Here is a 24,676-nt window from a genome sequence, read left to right on the forward strand (position 1 = left end):
CTATAGAAAGGAAGATTAACGCATGACAATTATAGGAATGTTGCATCATCGTCTAGATCCTAAAACTGTTATCAAGTCATATGCATATGCAGCAGTTGCAAAAGCAGAAGGAGTAGAATTTTTTTACTTTACACCTAAAAAGGTAAACTTTGACAATCGTACAATCAATGGGCAGGTATTAGAAGATGGGCAATGGCATGAAAGAGTGATGCCCTTTCCAGATGTAATTTATAATGCTGGAAGTCCAGAAAAATTAGCGGTGTCAAAAAAAATAATAGAGAGATTGAAAAAGGAGATCCCGTTTACTACACATTCTATCGGTAATAAATGGAATGTTATGGAGCGACTTAAAGAGGCGAAAGAATTTGATCAATACATTATCCCAACAGAAATAGTAAAAAACACAGATGTCTTTCATAGCTATATAGCCCACCATAAAAAAATCGTATTTAAGCCGATTGACGGTCGGAAAGGAAAAGGAATCTATTTTATTATTAAAATAGGAGACCATTTTGAGGTACGGCAAAATAGCGAGAATCGTATGTACTCAAAGCAACAGTTAAATGCATTAATTCATGAACTTCTTACAACGGGTACGTTTATTATGCAACCGTATATTCAATCGAAAATGAAATCCGGTCAAGTTTATGATTTTCGCCTACATGTTCAAAAAAACGGTGAAGGTAAATGGGTGGTGACAACAGTTTATCCACGTATTGCACCACATGGCTCAATTATTCCAAATATCAACAATGGCGGTTATACAAATTATTTGGACCCATTTTTAGAGCAAGAGTTTCAAGAAGAAGCCTTTAATATTCGTCGGATGTTGGAACATTTCTCATTATCTTTGGCACGCCATTTAGATGACATTCAGATGACGAAGTTCGGAGAGGTCATTGATGAGATTGGAATCGATGTCGGGCTTGATGCGCAACAAAAAATTTGGATCTACGAGGTAAACTGGCGTCCTGGCTGTCCACCAGCGTTTTACTTAGAATTAGATGTTGTTATCCATTCCATTCGATATGCAAAGTACTTAGCAGAAAACCAACAACCGATAAAAAAATCCAAACCAAAGCCTACAGTTTCTAACACAAAAACAGTAGTACCAAAACCCGCAGATTCAAAACCAAAGCAAGTCGAAGTAAAAGCTACATCAAACCATGCAAAATTCGATAAACCGATAATTGCGATTACTGGTAGTGCAGGAAAGACCACATCTAAGGCATTTTTAGGGTCCATATTGTCTAAAAAATGGAATGTATTTGAGTCGAAGGATTACTGGAATACGACTGAACATACTAAAAAGCATGCAGAAGAAATCAATGATTCGCACCAAGCCGTTGTGCTTGAATATGGAATGGCTTATCCAGGTATTATTACAAACCACTGTAGCATTATCCAACCAAATATAAGTATCGTTACGAATATTGGACTTGCGCATGTTGGGAATTTTGATGGGGATGTTCGAAAAGTAGCGAAAGCTAAATCAGAATTAATTCAAGGTATGGACCAACAAGGATTACTTATTTTAAATAAAGATGATGACAATTCAAACTATTTATTGACTGATCAATTTAAAGGGAAAATCCTGACTACTGGTATTCACACAGAAGCGGACTATCGAGCATACGACATACAATATAAAGAAAATGGCATGGCATTTAAGATGGAGCTGCAAGGTCAGGAAATCCAATTATTTATCCCAATTTTAGGAGAACATCACGTTTATAATGCGCTTAATGCGGTCGCAGTTGCAGATTATTTAGGGTTTACGCCACAGGAAATAAAAGCAGGTTTGCATTTTAAAAAGCCGCCAAGAAGGTTGACGGTGTATAACTGCCGCGATCATATAACAGTCATTGATGATACTGTTCATTCCCATCCGCAAGGCGTAAGGGCAGCGCTAAATGTGCTGACAAATGTTAGCAAGAAACGGCGTGTGGCAATAATAGGGCAGATGCGTGAGTTAGGAGATTTAAGAGAAGAAGAATATCGAAAATTAGGCGAATTTATTGTTGAACAAGGCATTGACCTTTTAATTACCTATGGCTTTAGGACAGAAGAAATAGGAACAGCGGCCATGGCAAAAGGCATGGATTCAAACAAGATTTATCATTTTACGAATAAAGATCAATTGCATGCGCTATTGGAGAAAATAATCGAACCTCATGACACGATTCTTGTCAAAGGTGCTAGTAAAACGAATATGTTTGAAACCGTTAAATTTTTAGACCAAACATTTAAAGCATAACGAAGAAAACCCGAGTAGTTGCCCATTGGATAGGGCAATTACTCGGGTTGATGCTGTTCATGGAAACAATTCAAGATGATGTCTCCAGCGCTCTATTGCCTAAATTGCTCATAGTAAAGCGGATGAAGCTAAAGCCACATCCGCAACTACAGCATATTTAGCTTACGGTAAGCAATGCCCGCCCAACATTATAGTGCTTTTAATAGAAATTTGATTTCCATGGCGGCGGTTATAGCATTGTTTTTCGCTTGAGCTAAAGTTTTCCCCTCGGCAATAACATAGGCATAGCGATGACCCATCGACAATGGGGGGGTTAACAAAGTTCCTTTTCGTGGCTTTACATATACATCGACAACACCAGGTGCTTTTGTTGCCCTTGTTTTACCGATTACTCTTTCTAACACACCTTTGCTCTCTACTATAACATATTTTGTAAAGATGAATTTTTTATGCCTAGGTTGGACATTTGGTTGTTCACCTAAAAATAATTTAAGTGTTTCTTCCACTAAACTAAATCCGAAAGCCGCATGTAGCATATTATTCATAGCGCCACCTGAAATTCGAGGGTTAATCTCAATGAGCTTCCATCCATGTTCCGTTAAACGAAGCTCTAGATGCAATGTTCCATTTTCAATATCAAATACTTTGACAATAGAATGGAGCACTTCTTCAATCCCTTTTTGAATATCAGAAGGTACTTCCGCGAGTATACCATAGCCTGTAATAATGAATCGTTTTCCTTGTGTAATCTCTTGTTCAATAATACCGATTGTGTGAACTTGTCGCTTATAGACCATTGCTTCCACTAAGTATTGGGGTCCATCAATATATTCCTCAATCATGATGGTTTCACCAGGGTTTTTATTTTGGAGAAATGTAAGATGTGAATCGAGTTGGTTTTTATCTGTCGCAAGTAGTACGTCTTTTGAACCCGTTGATTTAGGAGATTTAACAATCAATGGAAATACCATGTTATTTGAAAATGATTCATGCGGTTTTTTTAGGAAAAATTTTGGGGAATACGGCTGATCCTTTAATAGATTTCTTGTTTTCTCTTTATCTTCCATCATTTCAATTGCTGCTGATGAAGTATAGTTTTGGCAAAATTCATCACATAAAATAGAGGCAATATGAACAAATGGATCTACAAAACTAACAATGGACTTTATCTCTAAACCGGTATCAAGCAAATCATGAATTTCTACTATCATATCTTCTATATTGGAAGTATCGATAAAAATCATTTTATGAATGTCTGGATAGGCTTTTCTCTGTTGTAATTGTTTTTCATTGCTTGTGAACAGTATTGTCAAGTAGCCCAATTTTTCTGCTGCTTTTATCGCTTCACGACTAGACCCAGATTTGTTTGTACCGATAAATATAATTGCCTTCAGTGAAATCACTCCTTCAATTGGCACTTGGATTATTAATATACACCTTATATATATGCTGTGAAATAGTTTTCTTCTAGTTATGTATCATGTTTACATCCAAGCAACTTTTAAAGTGCTTCATATAATAGAGAAGAAAGGAGTGTGAAATGATATGAAGCCTCTATCGGTGAAGAATTTAACAGCGATTACTGCAGGTAAATTATTGCAAGGGTCGGATGAGGTGCTGATCCAGTATGGCGCATATCGGCTAAAACAAGTGAAAAAACCGTACACAGCTCTATTTACAGACAAACGCATAGTAAACTGGAAAAGTCTTGAATCGCTTGCTCCTCTAGTGCTTGTTACAGAGTGGGTGTATAGTCAGCATGAAATTCCTCAACACGTAATAATTATTCAAGTAGAAAATACAGATGAGGCCTACTGGAAGTTTGTACATTATTATCGTAGTCAATTTGAAATCCCTGTTATTGCAATTACCGGAACATCAGGTAAAACTACAACAAAAGAGATGATAAAACATATTCTTTCTGCTGAAAAAGAAGTAACCGCTACGACATTAAGTAGTAATTCTAGAACCGCTTCATTGCAGTATTTACTTAGTATTGAAGAGGAAACAGAAGTAGCAGTTTTTGAAACAGCTGTTGGATCACCAGGAGATGTAAGGAAAGCAGGGAAGTATTTTAAGCCGACAATCGGTATTATTACCAATATCGGAGCGCACCATTTAAACTACTGTAAAACTTTGGATGGCTATATACAGGCGAAAGGTGAAATGGCAGAAATAGTGAATTCGGATGGTGCATTAATTCTCAATGCAGAAGATGCCAATATACGAAAAATTGATTTATCGAAATTTAAAGGACGTATTATTTACATCGGACAGCAAGCATCATGCAATTATAGAGCAAGTCATATTCACTATGTAGAAAATGGCATGCAGTTTACATTGCATCATAAAAAGAAAAAATATGACGTTTTCGTTCCTGGATTTGGAGAGCACCAAGTATATAATGCATTGGGGGCAATTGCGGCAATTCATGAATTACGTGTACCGATTTCCGAAGCGATTAAACAATTAGCGACATTCAAGAAAGTGAATAAGCAACTGCAACTTTTTGAAGGAATCAATGGTTCTATATTGATAGACGATACTTGGAGCTTAACAACAACGTCCTTAGAAGCTGCTTTAAAGGTCTTAAATTCATTAGGAGAGGGCAAGAAAAAAATTGCCATTATAGGAACGATTACGGATTTAGGGTCCTGGGGGTATATTATCCATGAGCAAGCAGGAGAATTAATCCATAAAATTGGTGTAGATGTGCTTATTACCATTGGAGAGCACGCCCGAATTATGGCTGATCGTGCAGTAAAATTAGGCTTCAGTAAGCCAGTATATATATTTAATAATAATATTCTCGTTTATGAGTTATTACATGAAATAGTAGATGAGAATACAATTATTCTAATAAAAGGAGATATGTATAGTAAGCAAATTTACCAACTGGCCGCTGATTTAAAAATTAAAAAAACGTTCCCAAAAGAAAATGATTCTAGGCAATAATGCACTTGTCGTGAAAGCTGGATAAAGACTGTGTCGCATAAAGTCATATCATAATATTGTATAGTAATCATCTAGAAAGGAGCGCTATAAATAAAGGATAAAGCACGTCATCAAATACTAGTTGTTACTAGAAATAGGGTAGGATGGTACTTCATTACCCACACTTCTAGTAATTATACTTCATACTATAATGAGAGGGGGGAGGAGTTCACGTGCAAAATATTCGCGTGACTGTGGTTAGAAAGTTACTAAAAGGGGATTTAGTAAACGGTTCTGAGCAATGGCTTATCAAACATGCCATCTATTATAATCGCCATGATTTGACGCAAAAGAATACACTCATGTTTGTCAATAGAAGTGAGACCATTAATTGGGAAGAAATCGATAAAAAGGGTCCATCCCTCGTTATTTCAGATAAACCTTTAGAAGAACTAAAAAAAGCACTACCGAATACAACAGTTATTCGCGTGAAAAGTACGTTGCAGGCATACTGGAAGTTTATTGAGTATTATAGAGGACTATTTGACATACCAGTAGTCGCATTAACGGGGACATGTGGAAAAACAACTACAAAAGAAATGATTAAACATATGGCGAGCAAAGACTGGAATGTGCAGGCATCTATTAGTAGCAAAAATGAACCTCGCCAATCTTTACCTTATTTAATAGGCATCGATGAAACTACGAAAGCTGCTGTTTTTGAGTTAGGGCTAGGGAATACGGGGAATATTAAGCATCAATGTATGATTTATCGGCCGACGATTGGTATTATTACAAACATCGGTGTGCATCATTTAGATGGCTGTAAAAATCTTGAAGGCTATATCAAAGCTAAGTCAGAAATTTTAGAAGGAATAGCTGAAGATGGCACGTTAATCATCAATGCAGATGATGACAATACAAAAAAAATTCCCCTGCATACGTTTAAAGGGAAAATTATTACAATTGGTGTTCATAGCAAAGCAGATTATAAAGCTTCGAACATGCAATTTATCAATAACGGTATGAAATTTACGCTCCAAGTAGCTAAGGAAAAATATTCAGTATTTGTACCTGGCTACGGAGAACACCAAGTGTATAATGCGGTAGCGGCCATCGTTGCTGTAAAAGAAATGGGCATGTCCATTCAGCATGCAATCTCACGTTTAAAAACATTTAAACCGATGGCAAGGCATCTAGAAATGTCAACCGGTCTTAAAGGAAGTACGATCGTAGATGATACATGGACGAATAATCCTACATCGGTTGAAGCAGCCTTGAAAGTTTTAGATACGATAGGAAAAGATAAAAAAATAATCCTTATATTAGGTGATATAAAGCGATTGGGTCTTTTCGAAGAAAAGTATCATCGTGAGATTGGCTCTATGGTGGCCGAGCGAAATATTCAGATGCTGATTACCATTGGAAAAAGAGCCGAACATATAGCAGAACAAGCAAAAAAAGATGGCACCGCTGCGGAAGTTCATGTTTTTAAAGATGTTGCAGGAGTTTTAGAATTACTCAAACCAAAACTTGATCAAGATACGATTGTGCTGATAAAAGGCCCAATGTCTAGTAGATCCATGATTGAATTTGCCAACCATCTAAAGGAAATATAACTGCATAGCAGGGCAATCTTTATGGTTGCAATAACAAGCAAGACTTGAACAATGTAACGTTCCATTCAACCATTTAAAGCGAAAACATAGCATACAAACGTGTCAATGACACTGCTTTGTATGCTATGTTTATTTAAATTTTAGTATAGTTATATATTATCTAACAATCATTCGATGGATTGTGTTTATCTTTTAAAATACGCGTTTTGCTGTTAAATAATGTTCCTTATAATAATCAACAAATAGTACTCTTGTCGTAACACCACTTGAAGTTGGGATGATGAGACGTTGATCGCCAGCGTAGATAGCTACAAGCGAAGGGTTTTTTGAACCTTTCACACCATTAAAGAATACTAAGTCACCCTTTTTCAAATTGGCACGTGACACCGTAGTTCCTTTCGCCATGAGTTCTTTTAAGTTGGTAGTACCAAGTTTTACGCCACTTTTACGGTAGACATATTCAACGAAACCAGGTGCTGTAAAACGTAAACTTTGCTCATTTATTGTGGAACTAATTGTTGCTTTATTTTTATAAGTAATCGCATTTTCTACGATTTTATCGCCCTTTGTTGCAGGGTTGGCTGATAATAATGTTGGTAATACTCTGCGAGCAGATACGTAATTGTCTTTATAATATGGCTTACTATTCATATCCGAAATGACAATATTTTGCTTGGAATCAGCCATATGAATAATTTTGTTATTACCAATGTACATGCCTACATGATCAGGATCTGTGCCTGTTTTTTTACTTTTAAAGAATACTAGATCGCCTTTTTGCAATTGGTTTCTTGCAACATATGTTCCTTGTTGTATCATGTAATTTTCATTATACGTACCAAGATCTACACCATTCTTTTCGAAAATATACATAAGGAATGAAGCACAAGAAAATTTGTAAGGATATGTAGACTTGTACACGGTATTACTGTATGTGGCCTTACCAATTAAGCTTTTCCCTGTTTGAATCAGTTGATCGGCCTTTGCTGCAACGGCCTTATCATTATTTTGCGTATTTGTCGTCGCTGCCTCCACTTTTATCGGTTCAAATGTACCTTGAACGATTCCGAATGAGCTAAACCCAATGGACAATGCTAATGTAGTTGTTAAAAAATGTTTTTTCATGCTGTTTTTTACCTCCTGTAAGCGAGCAGTTAAATTTTTCTGTTTGCTTGCCATTGCAATAATCGTAGCATGAAAAACACGGGGTTCTGCTAGGTAAATGTTTCCACAGGGCACGTCACCCTACCCGAAAACCTTGATAATAAAGGCTTTAGCGCTTGAATTTACAGTTTCATTACAAATGTTTCAGTTTGTGATGAATGAAGGGGTATTGTGTCATAAACAAGCGGTTCTTTTTCTATTTTAAATAACATTACAATAGAATTTAAAGGGAAGTCAGAATACTTAAAAAATGATAAGCAATGTGGCAATAGAGCGTACTGCCATACGAATTTTATAAATCAAAATAAGAATATTTTATGATAGAAAAATAACTTTTTTGCTCGAATAATGCTTATATAAGCACGCTTTACAACCTTATTTCTAGTTATCTTTTGTTTTGAAATACATAGTTCGAGTCATGGGAGTTAAAGGGGTAATATGTTATATTTAGGGGGAAAATAAAGAAATTTCAATCCTCAAAAGCTAGCGAAAAATGTTGTTTCGTGGAAGTAATTTATATAATTTCACTAACGAAAGGGGAAAATGGTATGTTACAGAAACTGAGGTTCAAAACAATTCGAGCAAAAATTTTGAGTGCATTTTTCATTGTTGTATTTTTTATTGCTTGTTTTAACACTTATAGCTACTTTGCCAATAAGCGTGTCATTTCTGCTGGCGAAGAAATTGTTTATAAAGAATTACAATTGTTAACAGCAAATGAAAAGTTAGCATCTACAATCAGTGTTCGAACAACTGCTGCAAAAAGCTATGTTCTGACTGGTGATCAAAAATACAAAAAAGAATTTGAAGCATACGTAAAAATTGCTGAAGAAAATAATAAACTATTAACGGAATTATCAACTGATACAAATCTATCGAAAACTGTCGAAAAAGCAAGGGAATGGCGAGGTTTTGTGCAAACGAAAGTGTTTGATGAATATGATAAAGGAAATGTAGAATTGGCTATCCAAAACTTAAATTCTATTGACTCGCTTGCTACAGAGGTTAGAAAAGGTTATGAGGGGCTTGCACAGGCAAGAGAAGCTTCTATTAATGATCTAGGACAGGCCATGATTGCCCAATCGAAAGAGTCACTGAATGTAGGGTTAGCAATAGGCGTGATGATAACGTTAATCGCAATTGTAACCGCTTACATTTCGGCGCATATGATTGCTAATCCGATAAAAGCGGTAATTGAAAAAATATCGCAAATGGCGGATGGCGATATAAGTCAGCCTCCTTTGCCAGAAAGAATGAAAGATGAAATTGGCTTGCTTGTGCAATCGACAAACACGTTGAATCAAAAGCTTCATGAAATTATTGGATCAATTCATGTTGTTTCGGGCAATGTAGCTGCAAACAGTGAGCAGCTTGCACAATCTTCCCTAGATGTAAAAACAGGTGCAGAACAAATAGCATTGACGATGCTTGAGTTAGCGGGTGGTTCGGAATCCCAAGCACATAATGCAAGTGACTTAGCACAAATAATTGATACATTTAAAGTAAATGTCCAACAAGCAAATGCTCAAGGTATTGATTTACAAGGCTATTCAAGTGAAGTATTACAACTTACGACAAGCGGTCAACAATTAATGAACACATCTACACAGCAAATGTTTGCCATTGATACAATTGTGCAAGAGGCTGTAGCAAAAGTGGAAGGTTTAAATAGACAATCGCAAGAAATTTCTAAATTAGTATCAGTTATTGACGATATTGCCAATCAAACAAACCTATTAGCGTTAAATGCTGCAATTGAGGCGGCACGTGCTGGAGAGCAGGGGAAAGGCTTTGCAGTTGTAGCTGCAGAAGTGCGTAAACTGGCTGAACAAGTATCTTATTCAGTCACAGATATATCAGCCATTGTGGGGCGCATTCAAAACGAAACAGTTGGTGTAACAGCCTCCCTTCAAACGGGGTATGAAGAAGTAAAAAGAGGGACAGAGCAAATAACAAATACCAATACAACCTTTGAACAAATAGCCTCTGCGGTTAATAGTATGTTTAGTAATATTCAAGGTATAACAGAAAACCTACAAGGTATTTCAACAACAACAGAGCACATCAATCGTTCTATTGATGAAATTGCTGCTATTTCCGAACAATCCGCAGCGGGAGTAGAGCAAACGACTGCAACAATCGACGAGACAGTTGTAACGATGGATGAAATTTCAAAAAATACAGATGATCTCGCTTCGATGGCTGAACGTTTAAACAAAGAAGTACAGCATTTTAAATTATAAACAATAAAAGCAGCCATTTCGCACTATTGGCTGCTTTTTTCATTTAGATGGGCTGAATCATCTCTACTCGATTACCGAAAGGGTCACGAAATTCAAAGCGTTCGAAATGTGGAATTGGAACGCAAGCAAGTATTTCAATTTGGTGTTCGGATAAGACGTTCTTCCAATGCGCTACGTTGTCAACTTGATAGGCAATATGCGCTTTCGTTGTATATCTATCAAATCCGTCCTCTGTCCCAACATGTACTTCTTGATTTCCTACTTGTAACCAAAATCCCCCACGTCCTTGAAGGGAGGTAGGTTTCTCTATTTCTTTTAGCCCTAGTACATGGCAATAAAACGCTTTGCCCTGTTCCTCACAACCTTTTGGAATGGTAAGCTGTACGTGATGTAAACCGACAATCATCATAATCCTCCTTTAATTCCTTTATATTTACGTATAACTATTTACTTCGCTTTACTGCTTAGAATACCTTCTTACGAATGAAAGGAAGCTTTTCAAAGCCTGTTAGAAGAATATTCGCATATGCCCATAATGGCCATGATGCAAAGTAACATTTAATTCGGCTGGTAGATTAATGAAAATAGAATCAAAAATAGGGAGGACAGTTGCACAATCAGCATCCCTGATAGTGCGAATACAAATTTAAGATAATTTTAAGTAAATTATTCTGTTTTTATGGATTTATGCAGGGTTAGCAGTATCGGAATAAGGTTTACTTCAGTAAAATAAGGTATAGTATATGTGTTGAGTAGATTTTTTTAAGGACGAGTAAAGTAGGTGAATAAGCGTGGGGAAATATCAATTGGATACTAAAGGTAAGGTAGCTGTGGCAAAGTATCATGAAAAAAACAAACCTGCCAAATTTGATAAAAAGCAGCAACTTGAAAAAATACGTGCGGAGTATTTGAAAAAGAAGCAAGAACAAACAGATAAATAAGATGAAAAACATAGGAAGACTAGAGCTCCCTATGTTTTTTTATTTCCTTCTTTAACATTAAAAATAAGAAAAGTACACCGACCTCTACGATTATCGGGATATACATACTATTTAAATGGAAGAATAACATACTTACTAAAATGGCTACACAAATAAAGATAGAGCTATATTGATAGTTTTTTGATTGGTAAAAAAATGCATAAGGTAACAAATGGGCACCGTAAATAATTGCATATGCAGGTAAGACCAACATCGGTGCTTTAATTAATAGAAGAATACAAATGATTAAGTATAAAATTTGATTGTTTGTCGCAATCAGTAGACCATTAATCAATGGATTTTCTTTATAAAATAAATCGACATTTACTATTTTGGCACAAACAATGGAAACGGGAAACAGTAAAGCACCACAAGATAAAATGCCAATGTTTTTAATCATTAAATCTATAGGAAGGAACGCGATAGTTGTAATCACTCCCCAAATAAAGAGGGAAGCCATGATAAAAGGGAGCCCCTTCTTTTGTTTTTGCGCAATATCATTTAATAGGACGTGTAAGCTAGTATTAATGTTCATTTTCTGTCTCCTTCATGTACTAGCGATTTATTCAAACTAGCTGCTAGTTTTTTATTTTCATATTTTGAGAAAAAGTAAAATCCGATGATATGACCGATCAACGTTATGGCGAAAATCAGCAACAAATAAGGTTGAATAAATGCTAACATTTGCACTGAAACAAGGTAGACCATGCCTACGCCACAGAAAAAATTTAAAAATGTACTAATGATAATTTTGGATGTACTTTTTAATGTAGAGTAGTTCCACAAGTAAGGGTAGGCGATACCAAAAACGATTCCAAGCAGTACGCTAATACTAATTAAATTCCAAATATAAAGAAAGTTGACCATTTCATTATGTAAATTAAATAGTGTCATTAAGAACATAATCCAAATCAATCCCAAAAATGAAATGGACAAAAAGCTGTTTTTTAAGTCTTTGATCATATCAATCTCTCCTTAATAGATTTTGCATAATGTCTACTGACCATATACTTATTTTGTTGTTTTGTTATAACTTCCAGTCTTGCGTGGCTTCCTGAAGCAAACGACTGAATTTGATTCAAATTTAAAATCATTGAATTGTTAATGCGTACTAATCTAAAGGATTCTAAGTAAGCTAGTTCTTTTAAAATCTTATTCAGTAATAGTTCAGTACCATCTATTAAAAAGATTTTAGTAAAATGACCAGCTGCTTCAATGGCTTCGATAGTATGGAGCTCAATCAATACCTGCCGATTTGTTTTAAAATCTGTTGCACTTAATGGTATAGATTGTAAATAATGCTGTTCCAATGTAGAAAGTAATGCTTTATTTGATGGATTACTAATAATGTCAATTTCAGATGACGATTGTTTGTTTTTCCAAATAAAATTGAATTTCATGTTGTTCTCCTTTCTGTTTTAATCGTAGCAACACCGCTTTGTTCTTACCATGAATTTTCGATTTGTTGCAAAAAAAATAGACTTTGTTGCAACTCGATTCAGTAAGCTATACAACGAAATATTGCATTAATATGTATTAAATGGAAAATAGGGGTTGCTATAATAGATATTAGTAATCTATATGGATAGTGTCAATGTATACAATTCTTTATGATGACAGAGACAGCCTAAATTGAAATATTATAATGTGCTATTAAAAGGGATAGTCTTCCACAAAATAAAATAGACCTCCTTTGAAGAATTGGCTTTTTTTATGATAAATGGAAAGGTTTATCCAAATATACTTGATTTGAGGTATTATAAAAGAGTTCGAATTAAATTGAACGAGAGAGAGGAGTATGTAATATGAAAATAAAAAGCGTAGTTATAACAATTTTCGCACCTTTACTTTTAATTATTGCAGGGTGTAGTTCGCAGCCAGAAGAAGCATCTATGGGCGAAGTGGAAAAGGAAATTTATACGCAAGAACAGGTAGAGTCTATGTTCAGTGAAGATAGTCTGGAGGCAGCGAAAGAACGAATAGAGGAACGGGGCGGCGCAGATTATATAGTACCACCTGAGCATACTGCTATCGGAGAAAATCAAGCAACGGTAGTAGAACTTAAAGAGTCGGACATTTTAGACGGAGAAGATTCTAGTTTTGAAAAGTATGACAACGTAGGCGAAATACGGCTTGATACGTTAGAGCTGGACTCTACTTTTGAGGATCAAGATAAATATACAAATGTGTTGCTGAAAGAACTAGGCATGCATGGTAGTTATTATGCAATACATTTTCCTCTATTGTGGACAGCCGGTATTCTTTCAGATGGACTCAAAGAGCATAGTGATGGCACCAAATCTTTTTATCTAAGTAAATACTCTGTGCTTGTAAATTGTCACTATAAGGGCGCTAATCCTGACGTGAACGAAAAACTTCTCAGCAATTTGAAGCACGCATATAAAAACAATATGCCTATAATTGTCTATGGCGAATATGAGCAGTATCTAAGCGAAGAAGGATACGCTGACTATCGTCTGATCATTCATCGAATAGGCTTTAAAGAGGTCATTTAATTCAAAAAGAAAAACTAAGGGTTTGAACAATCCTACATGACTAAAACTTTTCCAATGAAGAACACTCGTGAAGGAGGGCCTTATGAGATTTGGCTTTAAATAGTACCAACTTTACAATCAGATTTGATACATGATAAGTATCATGTTCACGAAATAATATACACATGTCAACGTACATAATTCTTTATGGTATAATAATAAAAACGGAATAATAAGATAGAGGTACAAATCGAAATTCGATTTGTTTAAAAGGGAAGTTCGGTGAAAAGCCGACGCTGTCCCGCAACTGTAAATGGGAGCACATTTCAAAAAACCACTGTTACGTTTGTGTAATGGGAAGGTGAAACGTGTGATGAACATAAGCCAGGAGACCTGCCTTTATCTAGTACAACCAAAAAACCTACGAGGATAGGGGGTGTTGAGTGTGACTAGAGAATTTCTTCTGCATGCTCATAGTACGACGATTGTCAAAAGGGTAGCTTCTATGCATAATAGAATGCTTTTTCTGTCATGGCCATCGACGTATTATGTCGTGTATTTGTCATAGTAGGCATCTTTCTAAAGAAGGAAAGATGTTTTTTTATGCTAAAAATGAAGGAGTGTATCACATGAATCCACATGTTATCGAATATTATGAAAATCTTTTTAAATATGAAATTATGCAAAAGCAGTTTGATGGGGCTAGAAAAACGTTAAATGAGCTTGTTGAACAATTTTTCGGGCAAGATGAAGCGCATCATTCAGACATTTATACAGCTTATTGCAATGTCAGAAAAGAAATAATCGGCTAAAATAGCGTTAGGCTACTTTCGGCAGCCCATTAAAGGGATGCGAGAGTAGTCTTTTTGTTTTATTAATTTTTTTCTAGGACTTCATTCTTATTTCACTTTTATTTTATATAATAAATTTGCTTTTAATATAAAATCGATTGGAGAACTAGAGATGAAAAATGCAACTTATTCAAGCTTTTGGCGAATGCATTTTTATGCGGCATTATTTATTACACCACTTCTAATCACACTGACATTAAGTGGCATTGGGTACTTGTTTTATACAGATGTAGAAGATCGTTTATATGATGACTACTTCTTTGGCAATAGTAACAAAACAGAAGCATTGACAATAGACGAAGGGGTTCAACAAGCGGAAGCGGCATTTGCGGGTTATACAACAACCAAAATTATTGAATTAGATGAGCCTTACAATACACGATTAACACTGACAAATAGTGAAGGCGATCAACGCTATGTGTTTTTAGATGATAAGAATCAAATTGTTGGTCATCAAGACCCTACATACACATTTTCAAATGTGTTAAGAAGCTTACATAGCTCTTTATTTATTGGTGGAACAGTTGTCAATTATTTAGTAGAATTAGCGGCATGTTGGGCAATCTTTTTATTGCTATCAGGTCTATACATGACCTTTAAAGGAAAAGTATTAAAGAAAGTAAAACAAGCAAATAAACGACAAAAAAATAGAAAATGGCACGCCCTACTAGGAACGATTATTACGATTCCAATGGTTATTATCATTTTTACAGGATTACCTTGGTCTGCATTTATGGGGAACTTTATATATACAGCAGCACAAGAGAATCCGTCCTTTGGTATTCCGTTATTACAACAACAACCGCCGACATCTGATATGAGTGAAATTCCGTGGGCAACACGTCAGGAAGAAGCACCTTCTTCGTCTAAACATGCACACCATGGTATGGGTGCTGCAAGTACGAGCCGAAACGAAAATCAGTTAGAAGTGGCAAGTTTACAACAACAAATTAAGGCGAATGGTATTACAAAGCCATATGCCATTATTTATCCGACAAGTGATGACGGTGTTTTTACCGTAGCCAAATCAAGTAATACAGGGGTAACAGGACTCGACGTAAGCCCTTATGACGAAGCGACAATGTATTTTGACCAATATAGTGGTGACTTTATTTCTAAGGTAAGCTATAGCGACTATGGCATTTTGGCAAAATGGTTCACATGGGGAATTCCGTTGCATGAAGGTCACTTATTTGGTTGGCCAAATAAGCTAATTAACTTACTCGTTTGCGTAGCCTTTTTAGGTGTTATTTTCTGGGGATTCCGTACATGGTTATTGCGCAAGAAAAAAGGCCTACTATCAGCACCCCCTCAATTATCACAGAAAATCTCGATTCCTTTTATCGTGATAATCGTTCTATTAGGTGTTATGATGCCGTTATTTGGCCTTTCGTTAATCCTTGTCGTATTAGTAGAATTCGTGATGAAAGCAATGAATAAAAATAAACCGACAAATGAAATGAACTAAAAACCTTTGAAACTAGTATGCTGGGAATTTCTCCTAGCATACTAGTTTTTTTGACTTAAAATCTTTGCAATGAGTAACAAACCCCTACGTATAACAATCTTACGGAGTGGGCAAGAATGGTAACGGAGGTAGACCAACTAGTTGCGATGTTGAAGGATTCGTGTGTAAAAAATTTGAAAGGGGTTAGCTAATTGACTATAAGAAAAAGCATTATGATACCCATTCTTTTAACAGGGTTGCTAACGCTAACAGGTTGTAATTTTCTGAATAAACAGGAGACATCCAAGCAAGGGCAAGCACAACAAGAAACAAAAAACGAAATAGCAAAAGAAGCAGTGCAAATTACAGAAATAAAGCCAATAAACATCATGACATTACAAGTCACTTTTTCTGAACCATTGTCCGAAGAAGGTGTGAAAGTAGAAAATTTAGAAACAATAAAAAAAGCCTTTTCATTCAATCATGATTTAAGTATTGTCAATGTGCCACGCTTGAAAATTGGTGCTACAAGTACGTATATTGTGCCAGTCACTATGCAAAAGGCAGGAACAAACTACACACTAAGATACAAAGATGGCGAAACAAAGGCCTTTGATGGCATCGATGAAAAAATAACGCTCAGCCAAACGAAACAAGTGACAAATGATACTTTTGAAATTGAATCATTTAAAGATGAAGGTGTAACCGATTATTCGAATATTATTGAAGCCTATAAAGAGGCAAGAGGTGACTTGTCGTTCCAATTGAATGATGACAATAAGGACGAAAAAGGTAAGCAGTATCAGGTCATTTCCTCTTTACGGGATCGTGTCGTAACAGTGACTGCAGAAAATGGTGAAAAGTTACAAGCTGATTATGTGTTGTTTACACAAGCTGCAGATGGCAGACAAGCACCAAAATTCCGCTTGCCAGAAGGAAAAGCGTTAAAGGCGGGGACAAACTATACTGTGTCAGCTGACTGGGCAACTATTAAAAATCCAACCTTTACAGCAACGGATATAGCGCCTTTAACGATTAAGTCAGTTGAACCACTTGATGCTACATCATTCCAAGTGACACTCGATCATGATCCTGGTATGGAGTTATTTGCAGGTCGCAGTGTCGAATTACAGGCTGAAGATGGCTCGATTTTACAAGCACAATATCGCTATTCATCTCGTCAAGGGGCTGTCGGGATATTTGATGTAAAGGACCAAACTTTAAAGGCTGGTGGCACATATAAAGTACTACCAATTAACAATTGGGCAACTGCTGATAATGTCACGTTAACAGCAAAGTAATAAGGCAAGAAGTCAGTAGTGAATGCTTTCACTACTGGCTTTTTTTCAAGCTTAAAGAGTTGTATTGACCTTTTTCTTTAGCGTAATATAGTGCTACATACATTTAACAAGGGGTTAGAAAATGAAAGCATTAGTTTTTGAAACATTTGGTGGACCAGAAGTATTACAATATCAAGAAGTAGCTGATCCTATCCTGACAGATAACGAAGTTCTAGTACGAACAAAAGCCGTTGGATTAAATTTTGCTGATATTTATCGACGGAAAGGCAATTACCATTTAGCAGGTCAACCGCCATTTATTTTAGGCTATGAAGGGGCTGGTGTCGTTGAAAAAGTCGGTGCAAATATACACAATATCCAAGTAGGCGACCGCATTGCATTTGCGGATGTACCCTTTGCGAATGCTGAATTAGTGGCAGTGCCACATGATAAAGTAATGTTATTACCAGCTGAAATATCTTTTGAAACGGCGGCTGCAATATTATTACAAGGGTTAACGGCACAATATTTAGTGACAGATAGTTATGCGATTCAACCAGGTGATACGGTTTTAATTCACGCAGCGGCAGGTGGTGTTGGTCAAAACTTAATCCAAATGGCTAAGTTAAAAGGGGCTAACGTCATTGGTCTCACATCTTCAACAGAAAAAGCACAAGTAGCATATGCCATCGGAGCGGACAATGTCTTTTTATATAAAGAGCAATGGGTGCAACATGTGAAGGATACTACTGATGGTCAAGGGGTTCATGTTGTGTACGAATCTGTAGGCTCTACACTACAAGATAGTTTAGAGGCAACAAAAATCGGTGGAACGGTTGTGTTTTTTGGCATGTCAGGGGGAGATCCTGTGGCGGTGGATCCTCGTCTGTTAATGGATACTTCGAAAACGTTAACGGGGGGAGACCTTTGGAATGTACTGACTTCCTTTGAGGAAAGAAAAATACGTTCACAACAACTGTTCGAATGGATGATAGATGGTAAGATAAAAATTTCTGAGCCGACTATTTTTGCCCTTGAAGACGGCGCTCAGGCACATACTTTACTGGAAAGTCGCAAAAGTATCGGTAAAATATTATTACAACCTTAAACAATGCAGATGGAGGATTGCTTGTCTCCTTTACTTTGATATTGTAACACTATCATATTTGAAAGTTGGAATATGATAGTGTTTATCCAACTACCAATTCATGATACGATAAAATACAATATGAACTATTGAGGTGAGCACAATCTCATGTTTCTAGATAAATTGAAGCATCAGTTACAGCAAAATCAATCGCTATTTATTGGGGAAGAGACTGCTTTTCGTTCGGCCGTTTTAATTCCATTAGTTCAAGTGGATGATAAGTGGCATATTCTTTTTGAAGTACGGTCATTGACGATGAGAAAGCAGCCAGGAGATATTAGTTTTCCTGGTGGACGAATTGATGCCACCGATGCATCTCCATTAGCTGCTGCGTTACGAGAAACGCATGAAGAGTTAGGCATCGATCCAACTACGATACAGGTTGTAGGACCATTAAGTCCATATGTTGCATCTTCTTCTTTTGTAACGTATCCATTTGTAGCGATTATTGATACCAATCAAATTATTCCTGAATACAACAAAGACGAAGTGGAAAAAGTTTTGACCGTACCAATTGATTGGCTATTAAACTATGAGCCTTATATGCATTTAGTATCGGTCGAACCAATGCCTTCAATCGATTTTCCATATGATAAAATTGTCAATGGTGCGCAGTATAAATGGCGAACGCGATCAATGGAAGAATGGTTTTTTGATTATGAACAATACACGATTTGGGGTTTAACCGCTCGAATTTTAAAACACTTTATAGAACTGATGAAATAGCAGAATAGCTACATTCAATAGCTTTGTTCCTCACACATATTCAAAATAGCTATGTGCTACATAAGGGGCATATCTCCATAATTATTTAAAAGGCGCGTATGCTTTTCTTTAGTTAGAAGAAAAGTATACGCGCCTTAACTTACTTCGTACAATAATAAATTCGATAATCCAAAATCCCATCATATTTTACATTTATCTCAATGTTTTGCTCCATGACTTGATACAATTCAGGCTCAATCTGTTGTGAGTAGTGAAACTCAGGCGCTGAAGAAAAAGATGTATTTTTGCGAATGTGAATCGTTTGAAAACCAGCCTGTTTAAATAGTGCTACCCAATCTTTTTTCGTGGACAATGTATCAAAGCCATAAAATTGTTTGATTTCCTTTGCACTCATGTTGTCAAGTTCTTGTTGGATCGTAAATTCAATCGCAATTAGCCGACCACCAAATTTCAATAAACGATAAATTTCATTGAGCGCTTTGTGTTTGTTGACAAAGGACAGAACAGATTCAGCAATTATGAAATCGAATTGTAGTTTAGGTAAAGGTAGTTGTTCAACGGAACCTGTAATAATTTGAACTGGTAGGGAGTGTTTTGCCATTCTGCTTTGAGCCTTCTCAACCATAATGGCATTGTTATCGATGCCCGTAACATTTGCTTTATAATGAGATGCTAAGTAGGCGGCGGTTTGGCCTGTACCACAGCCTACGTCTAATATTTGAGAGTGTTTGGTAATGTTCTCATTTTTCAAAAGTTGCTTTGTTAGCGCCATGCCCCCAGGATGTGCCCCACCAACACCAAATTTAGATAAAAAATCGAGATATTTGGATTTTTGAATAACGATCACCTTCTTTTTTCTTGTTGTTTGTATGATATGAAAAGAAAAATAGTATGGTTCCTAGTGGAGGAATGAAACGAACGATAGGATAAAAAGCAAAACGAAATGTCTGATTATAAGTTTTCAATAGGTTTCCATCGAACGCTTCTATACTATTTAATTTGATGTAGGTTCTTCAAAAGTCTAAACATAAAAAAATCTTAAACGTATACTATATAAACGTTTTATGTATAGGAGGTGAATTGATGCAATATTATTCGCAAAATCCTAGAAGGAGAGCTGTCCCAAGAAGATATAGACAAAGTTTTGATCCTATGAATCAAGGTAGACGCGTACAACCCTTCAATTTTAATAGTCAACAACCTTTTATGTTCAACAATCAACAACCCCAAACTTCTCGCTTTGGAAATTTATCAAATAATTTACAGGCAATGATGGGTCATGCAGGAACAATAACGAATGGGGTTAATATGCTAAGGCAAATGGGATCTTTATTAAGTCTATTTAGATGATAAGGGGAAATTATTATACTCTTCTTGTAAGAGGATAGACGTTTAATTTGGCGCGTTTATTCTCTTTTTTATGAAAATCGCCATTAAAAGCCTAAGTATCGCCAGTAAACCCTAAGAATACGCTCCAAAAACGTGCACCAATGTTTGTATCAAAAAAGTGTTAGATTGACTGCTGTCAATCTAACACTTTTAATTGTTTAACTACTTTATTTCGTCAAGCTGTTTTCGATAATCGAGCGATTTTTTTCTTTAAATACTTCGTTATGAGAGGATACTACTGCATGTCGATGAGCCGTTGGTTCTAAGTACGTTTTAATGGAGTTAACGGCGTTTGCTGCATCTTGAAATGTGCCAAGTAGAAGATGAATTTTCCCTTCAAACGATAAAATATCACCGGCTGCAAAAATTCCTGGTTGTGCTGTTTCGCCAGTTGCTTTTCCTTCAAAATAATAGTCATCTTTTTTAGGAATGGCAATGGCTTCATCAAATGTAAGCGAGGCTTCGCGATTATAACCGTGACTTACAATGACTTCATCAATTTGGCGTGTATAGCTTTGGTTGGTCCGAGAATTTTCACATGTAACGAATTGAATCGCTGTTTTATCTGTATTGGCAGATAGTTTTGTAATGGTTGTATTACATTCGATTTGTACACCAGCATCTAGCGCCTCTTGTATGGTTGCTTCGTGTGCTGAAAGCGTGTCCTTACGGTAGACAACGGTTACGTTTTTTGCTAAAGGGCTAAGTTCTACTGCCCAGTCGAGTGCTGCATTTCCGCCTCCTGAAATAATAATATCTTTATCTACAAAGCGTTTATAAGACTGCACTGTATAGTGTAAATTGGACATTTCGTATTTTTCCGCACCTTCTAGCGTCAGTTTTTGCGGATTAATAATACCACCACCAACAGCTAACAAAACGGTTTTCGAATAATGTTTGTCTCCCTGTGCTGTATGTATTACAAATAAATCTCCTTGGCGTTCGATAAAGTCAACTTTTGTGCCTGTTAGCATTGTTGGTTCAAATGTTTTGGCTTGCGCAATTAATTGTTTGACAAATTGTTCGCCTAAAATGGGCGGGTGACCACCTATATCCCATATTAACTTTTCAGGATAAAGTAGCACCTTACCACCTAGCTGTTCTTGGCTTTCGATTAATTTTGTTTTCAGACCTCTTAATCCGCTATAAAAGGCGCTGTATAAACCTGCAGGTCCACCGCCAATAATTGTTACATCATATAAATTTTGCACTTGTATCGCCACATCCTTAAAAATTTATTGGAAAAGTATTGTATATACTTATTGGATAGCTAAATCATTAAAATGATAATGATTATCAATATCACTTCGCTGCTATCATAACATGTGTATAAGTAAAAAGAAAGAGCTGCTTTTCCAATTGAATCCAACTATGTTAGTAAAGCTTGGGGATCTCTTTCGTATCAAAACTTCAATCTAGACAAAGAGAACAATTTACTATATAGTTAGCTAGGCTAACTATATAAGGAGGGATAGTATGACGATTGAACAACAGTTTTTTAATGAATATCGTTTAATGTACCGACCGTTTACTAACCAACTCAATATGCAACTGGAACACTTTCAACTTTATAGTTCACAGTGGGCAGTGTTGCGTTTTTTAATTGATAAAGGGCCACATTCACTTGTAGAAATTGCGAGCTTTATGTCAATTGAAAAGCCGAGCGTAACGAGGCTTGTACAAAAGCTTGTAGAACTTGGCTATGTGGAGACAGTGGCAGGCAAAGATAAGCGAGAGAAAGTGGTACAATTAACGCCATTTGGAGAAAACATCGTGCAAGAAGTGCAGGAGCACTTAAAACCATTTTTAGAAAAAGCACTAGCAGGTGTGCCGAAACAGGATATTGAAACGGCTTCTCGGGTTTTAGCGAACATATGTATGAATATTCATCAGTAGTAGGAGAGAAAAACAAGTGGAATCAACAAAACATAAATTATGGACAAAAGACTTTTTAGTTGTTTCTTTAATTAATTTTACGATTACGTTAATTTTTTATTTATTAATGGTGACAATAGCTGGCTATGCAGTGGAGCAATTTGACGCTTCCACAAGTACGGCTGGCCTAGTGTCGAGTATTTTTATTATCGGGACACTTTTTGGACGACTTGGCACAGGACGAATTATCGGTGATTTGGGCAGTAAAAAAACATTATTCATGGGCTTATTATTATTTATGCTATCGACCATGTCTTATTTTATTGCTTTAAATCTTCCGTTACTGATGATGAATCGTTTGATGCAGGGGATTGCGCTAGGTGTAGCGAGTACAGCTACAGGTACGATTATTGCACAAATTTTACCACCAGAGCGACGCGGTGAAGGTATTGGCTATTACAGCTTAAGTGCGATTTTAGCAACTGCAATAGGTCCGTTTATCGGTATATTATTAACGCAGTTGTTTGAAGATTATCGCATGATTTTCGCGGTCGATTCGGTTTTAGCAGTTGTTTGCTTTATGATGTATTTTATGGTGACCGTGCCAGATGCGCCAAAAAATACAAAGAGAATGGCGGAGAAATTGGGCTTCAAGCTATCCAGCTTTATTGAACTGCGTGCACTGCCGATTGCCTTTGTAGCTCTTGTTATTGGCTTTGCTTATTCAGGTGTGATGTCGTTTATGACATTTTACGCAAAAGAGCTTCATTTGGTAACAGCAGGCAGTTACTTCTTTATCGTTTATGCACTCGTTATTTTAGCAACTCGTCCATTTACAGGGAAATTACTAGATGCAAGAGGGGCGAATATTATTATTTATCCGTGTCTGATCTTGTTTGCGATGGGCATGTATGCATTTAGTACAGCGACAAGCACTGTTGTATTTTTAATAGCTGCGGCTTTTATTGGTATTGGTTATGGTAATTTTAACTCAGTAGCCCAAGCAATAGCTATTAAGGTTACACCACATGAGCGTTTAGGGCTCGCCACTTCAACGTATTTTATTTTGTACGATTTAGGATTAGGTGTAGGGCCTTATTTCTTAGGGCTTTTTGCACCGACGATGGGCTATAGCGCTATATTTTTATCGATGGTAGCGGTAATTTTTGTTTCGATCGTGCTCTATTATTTCTTATATGGAAAATATGAAAAAGTAAAACAAGTCAATATTTAGTAGATTATAATCATTATATTGTAGAACGAACGTCTTTTTGCTTGTTGAAAATAAAATTCAACTGCAAAATGACGTTTTTTTCTTAAATTAAAAATACTTCTTGCAATCAAATATGATAATGATTATCATTCACGATAGAGACTAATTCGGGAAGCAGGTATTTAGCATGAAAAACAAATCATTATTATCAGTGTTAGTAGCAGGTGGCATAATTATGGCGGGCTGTGGCAATACAGAAGACACAAAAAAAGAAGAGAAACCAGCAACGGAGCAAGCAGAACAAACGGCAACGGTAGATTTGACTACTGAACTATCAGCCTATCAACAATTTGCATTAGAACAGATGGATCATTTCTTACTAGATACAGAAAAGTTCGTCAACCTGTTTAAAGCGGGTGATATAGAAGGTGCAAAAGCAGCGTATGCACCGGCACGTATGTACTTTGAGCGTTCTGAACCAATTGCAGAAAGCTTTGGTGACCTTGATCCACGTATTGATGGTCGTTTAGCCGATATTGAAGAAGAAGGTAAAGGGAAAGAAGAATGGACTGGCTACCATAAGCTTGAATATGCACTTTGGGTAGAAAACACAACAAAGGGCTATGAGGCAGTGGCAGATCAGCTACTAGCAGACGCAAAAGAATTACATGCACTTGTTCAAACAGTAGAAGTAACACCAGATTTAATGATTACAGGTGCAGTTGATTTATTGAATGAAGTATCTACTTCAAAAATTACAGGTGAAGAAGAAATTTACTCACATACAGACCTCTATGATTTTAAAGCGAATATTGAAGGTGCAGAAAAAATCTTTGAAATTCTTCGACCAAAATTAGAAGCAAAAGACAAAGAGTTAGTTGCAGCGTTAGATGAAAAATTTAAAGCAGTGGATGACTTATTAGCACTACATGCAACAGCTGATGGCGGTTATATTTCTTACGAAGATTTAACAGAAGAAAATACAAAAGCATTAGCAGCAGCAGTAAACCAACTAGGTGAGCCATTAAGTCAAATGGGCATTATTTTGGAGTGATA

At 36.3% G+C, this 24,676-nt stretch carries 23 protein-coding genes and 1 riboswitch; of the genes, 15 read left to right on the forward strand and 8 right to left on the reverse strand.

Annotated features, from left to right (window positions below):
• Positions 1 to 22 precede the first annotated feature (22 nt).
• The gene (locus MKY08_RS08895; protein WP_081327837.1) at positions 23 to 2,257 is read left to right on the forward strand and encodes a YheC/YheD family protein; all 2,235 of its coding nucleotides are present in this window, start codon (positions 23 to 25) and stop codon (positions 2,255 to 2,257) included.
• Between the two features lie 188 nt (positions 2,258 to 2,445).
• On the opposite strand, the gene MKY08_RS08900 is transcribed toward MKY08_RS08895, so the two are convergent.
• Positions 2,446 to 3,651: an ATP-grasp domain-containing protein gene (locus tag MKY08_RS08900; protein WP_176723125.1), complete on the reverse strand. Its 1,206-nt coding sequence runs from the start codon at positions 3,649 to 3,651 to the stop codon at positions 2,446 to 2,448.
• 151 nt (positions 3,652 to 3,802) lie between these two features.
• On the opposite strand from MKY08_RS08900, the gene murF (MKY08_RS08905) reads away from it, so the two are divergent.
• Together murF (MKY08_RS08905) and murF (MKY08_RS08910) are read left to right on the forward strand one after the other, a co-directional pair.
• Complete coding sequence (gene murF / locus MKY08_RS08905; protein ID WP_069508380.1) at positions 3,803 to 5,212, forward strand: UDP-N-acetylmuramoyl-tripeptide--D-alanyl-D-alanine ligase; 1,410 nt, start codon at positions 3,803 to 3,805, stop codon at positions 5,210 to 5,212.
• 212 nt (positions 5,213 to 5,424) lie between these two features.
• Positions 5,425 to 6,810 carry a UDP-N-acetylmuramoyl-tripeptide--D-alanyl-D-alanine ligase gene (murF, locus tag MKY08_RS08910; protein ID WP_069508381.1) on the forward strand — a complete coding sequence of 462 codons (1,386 nt, stop codon included), beginning with the start codon at positions 5,425 to 5,427 and terminating at the stop codon, positions 6,808 to 6,810.
• 192 nt (positions 6,811 to 7,002) lie between these two features.
• Here murF (MKY08_RS08910) and MKY08_RS08915 read toward each other — a convergent pair whose 3' ends face one another.
• Positions 7,003 to 7,935 carry an NlpC/P60 family protein gene (locus tag MKY08_RS08915; protein WP_081327838.1) on the reverse strand — a complete coding sequence of 311 codons (933 nt, stop codon included), beginning with the start codon at positions 7,933 to 7,935 and terminating at the stop codon, positions 7,003 to 7,005.
• A 587-nt stretch (positions 7,936 to 8,522) separates the two neighbouring features.
• Between MKY08_RS08915 and MKY08_RS08920 the strand changes: the two genes are divergently transcribed.
• Positions 8,523 to 10,217, forward strand: a complete 1,695-nt coding sequence (locus MKY08_RS08920) for a methyl-accepting chemotaxis protein (RefSeq protein ID WP_069508383.1) — start codon at positions 8,523 to 8,525, stop codon at positions 10,215 to 10,217.
• Between the two features lie 43 nt (positions 10,218 to 10,260).
• Here MKY08_RS08920 and MKY08_RS08925 read toward each other — a convergent pair whose 3' ends face one another.
• The gene (locus MKY08_RS08925; RefSeq protein WP_069508385.1) at positions 10,261 to 10,623 is read right to left on the reverse strand and encodes a VOC family protein; all 363 of its coding nucleotides are present in this window, start codon (positions 10,621 to 10,623) and stop codon (positions 10,261 to 10,263) included.
• A gap of 385 nt (positions 10,624 to 11,008) precedes the next feature.
• Here MKY08_RS08925 and MKY08_RS08930 point away from each other — a divergent pair, with 385 nt between their 5' ends.
• Positions 11,009 to 11,158: a hypothetical protein gene (locus MKY08_RS08930; RefSeq protein WP_103976839.1), complete on the forward strand. Its 150-nt coding sequence runs from the start codon at positions 11,009 to 11,011 to the stop codon at positions 11,156 to 11,158.
• Positions 11,159 to 11,177: 19 nt separating this feature from the next.
• On the opposite strand, the gene MKY08_RS08935 is transcribed toward MKY08_RS08930, so the two are convergent.
• Genes MKY08_RS08935 through MKY08_RS08945 form a run of 3 tightly spaced genes read right to left on the reverse strand, consistent with a single transcriptional unit; the run spans position 11,178 to position 12,597 of the window.
• A complete protein-coding gene (locus tag MKY08_RS08935) occupies positions 11,178 to 11,732 on the reverse strand; it encodes a hypothetical protein (RefSeq protein WP_069508387.1) in 555 nt (184 codons plus the stop codon).
• Positions 11,729 to 12,160, reverse strand: a complete 432-nt coding sequence (locus MKY08_RS08940; RefSeq protein ID WP_069508392.1) for a hypothetical protein — start codon at positions 12,158 to 12,160, stop codon at positions 11,729 to 11,731. Before MKY08_RS08940 ends, MKY08_RS08935 begins: the two co-directional genes overlap by 4 nt.
• Positions 12,157 to 12,597 (reverse strand): LytTR family DNA-binding domain-containing protein, encoded by a 441-nt coding sequence (locus MKY08_RS08945; protein ID WP_069508394.1) that lies wholly within the window; start codon positions 12,595 to 12,597, stop codon positions 12,157 to 12,159. Before MKY08_RS08945 ends, MKY08_RS08940 begins: the two co-directional genes overlap by 4 nt.
• A 405-nt stretch (positions 12,598 to 13,002) precedes the next feature.
• Between MKY08_RS08945 and MKY08_RS08950 the strand changes: the two genes are divergently transcribed.
• From MKY08_RS08950 to MKY08_RS08975, 6 genes are all read left to right on the forward strand, one after another.
• Positions 13,003 to 13,713, forward strand: a complete 711-nt coding sequence (locus MKY08_RS08950; RefSeq protein WP_069508396.1) for a hypothetical protein — start codon at positions 13,003 to 13,005, stop codon at positions 13,711 to 13,713.
• A gap of 203 nt (positions 13,714 to 13,916) precedes the next feature.
• Positions 13,917 to 14,108, forward strand: a riboswitch (cobalamin riboswitch).
• Positions 14,109 to 14,321: 213 nt separating this feature from the next.
• Positions 14,322 to 14,504: a hypothetical protein gene (locus tag MKY08_RS08955; RefSeq protein WP_024363603.1), complete on the forward strand. Its 183-nt coding sequence runs from the start codon at positions 14,322 to 14,324 to the stop codon at positions 14,502 to 14,504.
• Between the two features lie 151 nt (positions 14,505 to 14,655).
• On the forward strand, positions 14,656 to 16,011 hold the full coding sequence (locus MKY08_RS08960) for a PepSY domain-containing protein (RefSeq protein WP_069508397.1): 1,356 nt from the start codon (positions 14,656 to 14,658) through the stop codon (positions 16,009 to 16,011).
• Positions 16,012 to 16,202: 191 nt separating this feature from the next.
• On the forward strand, positions 16,203 to 17,291 hold the full coding sequence (locus MKY08_RS08965; protein WP_256093104.1) for a hypothetical protein: 1,089 nt from the start codon (positions 16,203 to 16,205) through the stop codon (positions 17,289 to 17,291).
• Positions 17,292 to 17,412: 121 nt separating this feature from the next.
• On the forward strand, positions 17,413 to 18,378 hold the full coding sequence (locus MKY08_RS08970) for a quinone oxidoreductase (RefSeq protein WP_069508399.1): 966 nt from the start codon (positions 17,413 to 17,415) through the stop codon (positions 18,376 to 18,378).
• 147 nt (positions 18,379 to 18,525) lie between these two features.
• Positions 18,526 to 19,143, forward strand: a complete 618-nt coding sequence (locus tag MKY08_RS08975; RefSeq protein WP_069508401.1) for a CoA pyrophosphatase — start codon at positions 18,526 to 18,528, stop codon at positions 19,141 to 19,143.
• Between the two features lie 139 nt (positions 19,144 to 19,282).
• Here the strand turns inward: MKY08_RS08975 and MKY08_RS08980 are convergent, their stop codons facing one another.
• Positions 19,283 to 19,990 carry a class I SAM-dependent methyltransferase gene (locus MKY08_RS08980; RefSeq protein ID WP_256093105.1) on the reverse strand — a complete coding sequence of 236 codons (708 nt, stop codon included), beginning with the start codon at positions 19,988 to 19,990 and terminating at the stop codon, positions 19,283 to 19,285.
• Between the two features lie 236 nt (positions 19,991 to 20,226).
• Between MKY08_RS08980 and MKY08_RS08985 the strand changes: the two genes are divergently transcribed.
• Positions 20,227 to 20,493 carry a hypothetical protein gene (locus MKY08_RS08985; RefSeq protein ID WP_069508403.1) on the forward strand — a complete coding sequence of 89 codons (267 nt, stop codon included), beginning with the start codon at positions 20,227 to 20,229 and terminating at the stop codon, positions 20,491 to 20,493.
• Positions 20,494 to 20,699: 206 nt separating this feature from the next.
• On the opposite strand, the gene MKY08_RS08990 is transcribed toward MKY08_RS08985, so the two are convergent.
• Complete coding sequence (locus tag MKY08_RS08990; RefSeq protein WP_069508404.1) at positions 20,700 to 21,743, reverse strand: NAD(P)/FAD-dependent oxidoreductase; 1,044 nt, start codon at positions 21,741 to 21,743, stop codon at positions 20,700 to 20,702.
• Positions 21,744 to 22,008: 265 nt separating this feature from the next.
• On the opposite strand from MKY08_RS08990, the gene MKY08_RS08995 reads away from it, so the two are divergent.
• From MKY08_RS08995 to efeO, 3 genes are all read left to right on the forward strand, one after another.
• Positions 22,009 to 22,428: a MarR family transcriptional regulator gene (locus MKY08_RS08995; protein ID WP_069508405.1), complete on the forward strand. Its 420-nt coding sequence runs from the start codon at positions 22,009 to 22,011 to the stop codon at positions 22,426 to 22,428.
• Positions 22,429 to 22,444: 16 nt separating this feature from the next.
• The gene (locus tag MKY08_RS09000) at positions 22,445 to 23,641 is read left to right on the forward strand and encodes an MFS transporter (protein ID WP_069508406.1); all 1,197 of its coding nucleotides are present in this window, start codon (positions 22,445 to 22,447) and stop codon (positions 23,639 to 23,641) included.
• Positions 23,642 to 23,807: 166 nt separating this feature from the next.
• Positions 23,808 to 24,674, forward strand: a complete 867-nt coding sequence (gene efeO, locus MKY08_RS09005; protein WP_069508407.1) for an iron uptake system protein EfeO — start codon at positions 23,808 to 23,810, stop codon at positions 24,672 to 24,674.
• The last annotated feature ends 2 nt before the right edge of the window (positions 24,675 to 24,676 follow it).

This window comes from Lysinibacillus sp. FSL M8-0337, from assembly GCF_038593855.1.
GTDB classification, from domain to species: domain Bacteria; phylum Bacillota; class Bacilli; order Bacillales_A; family Planococcaceae; genus Lysinibacillus; species Lysinibacillus sphaericus_D.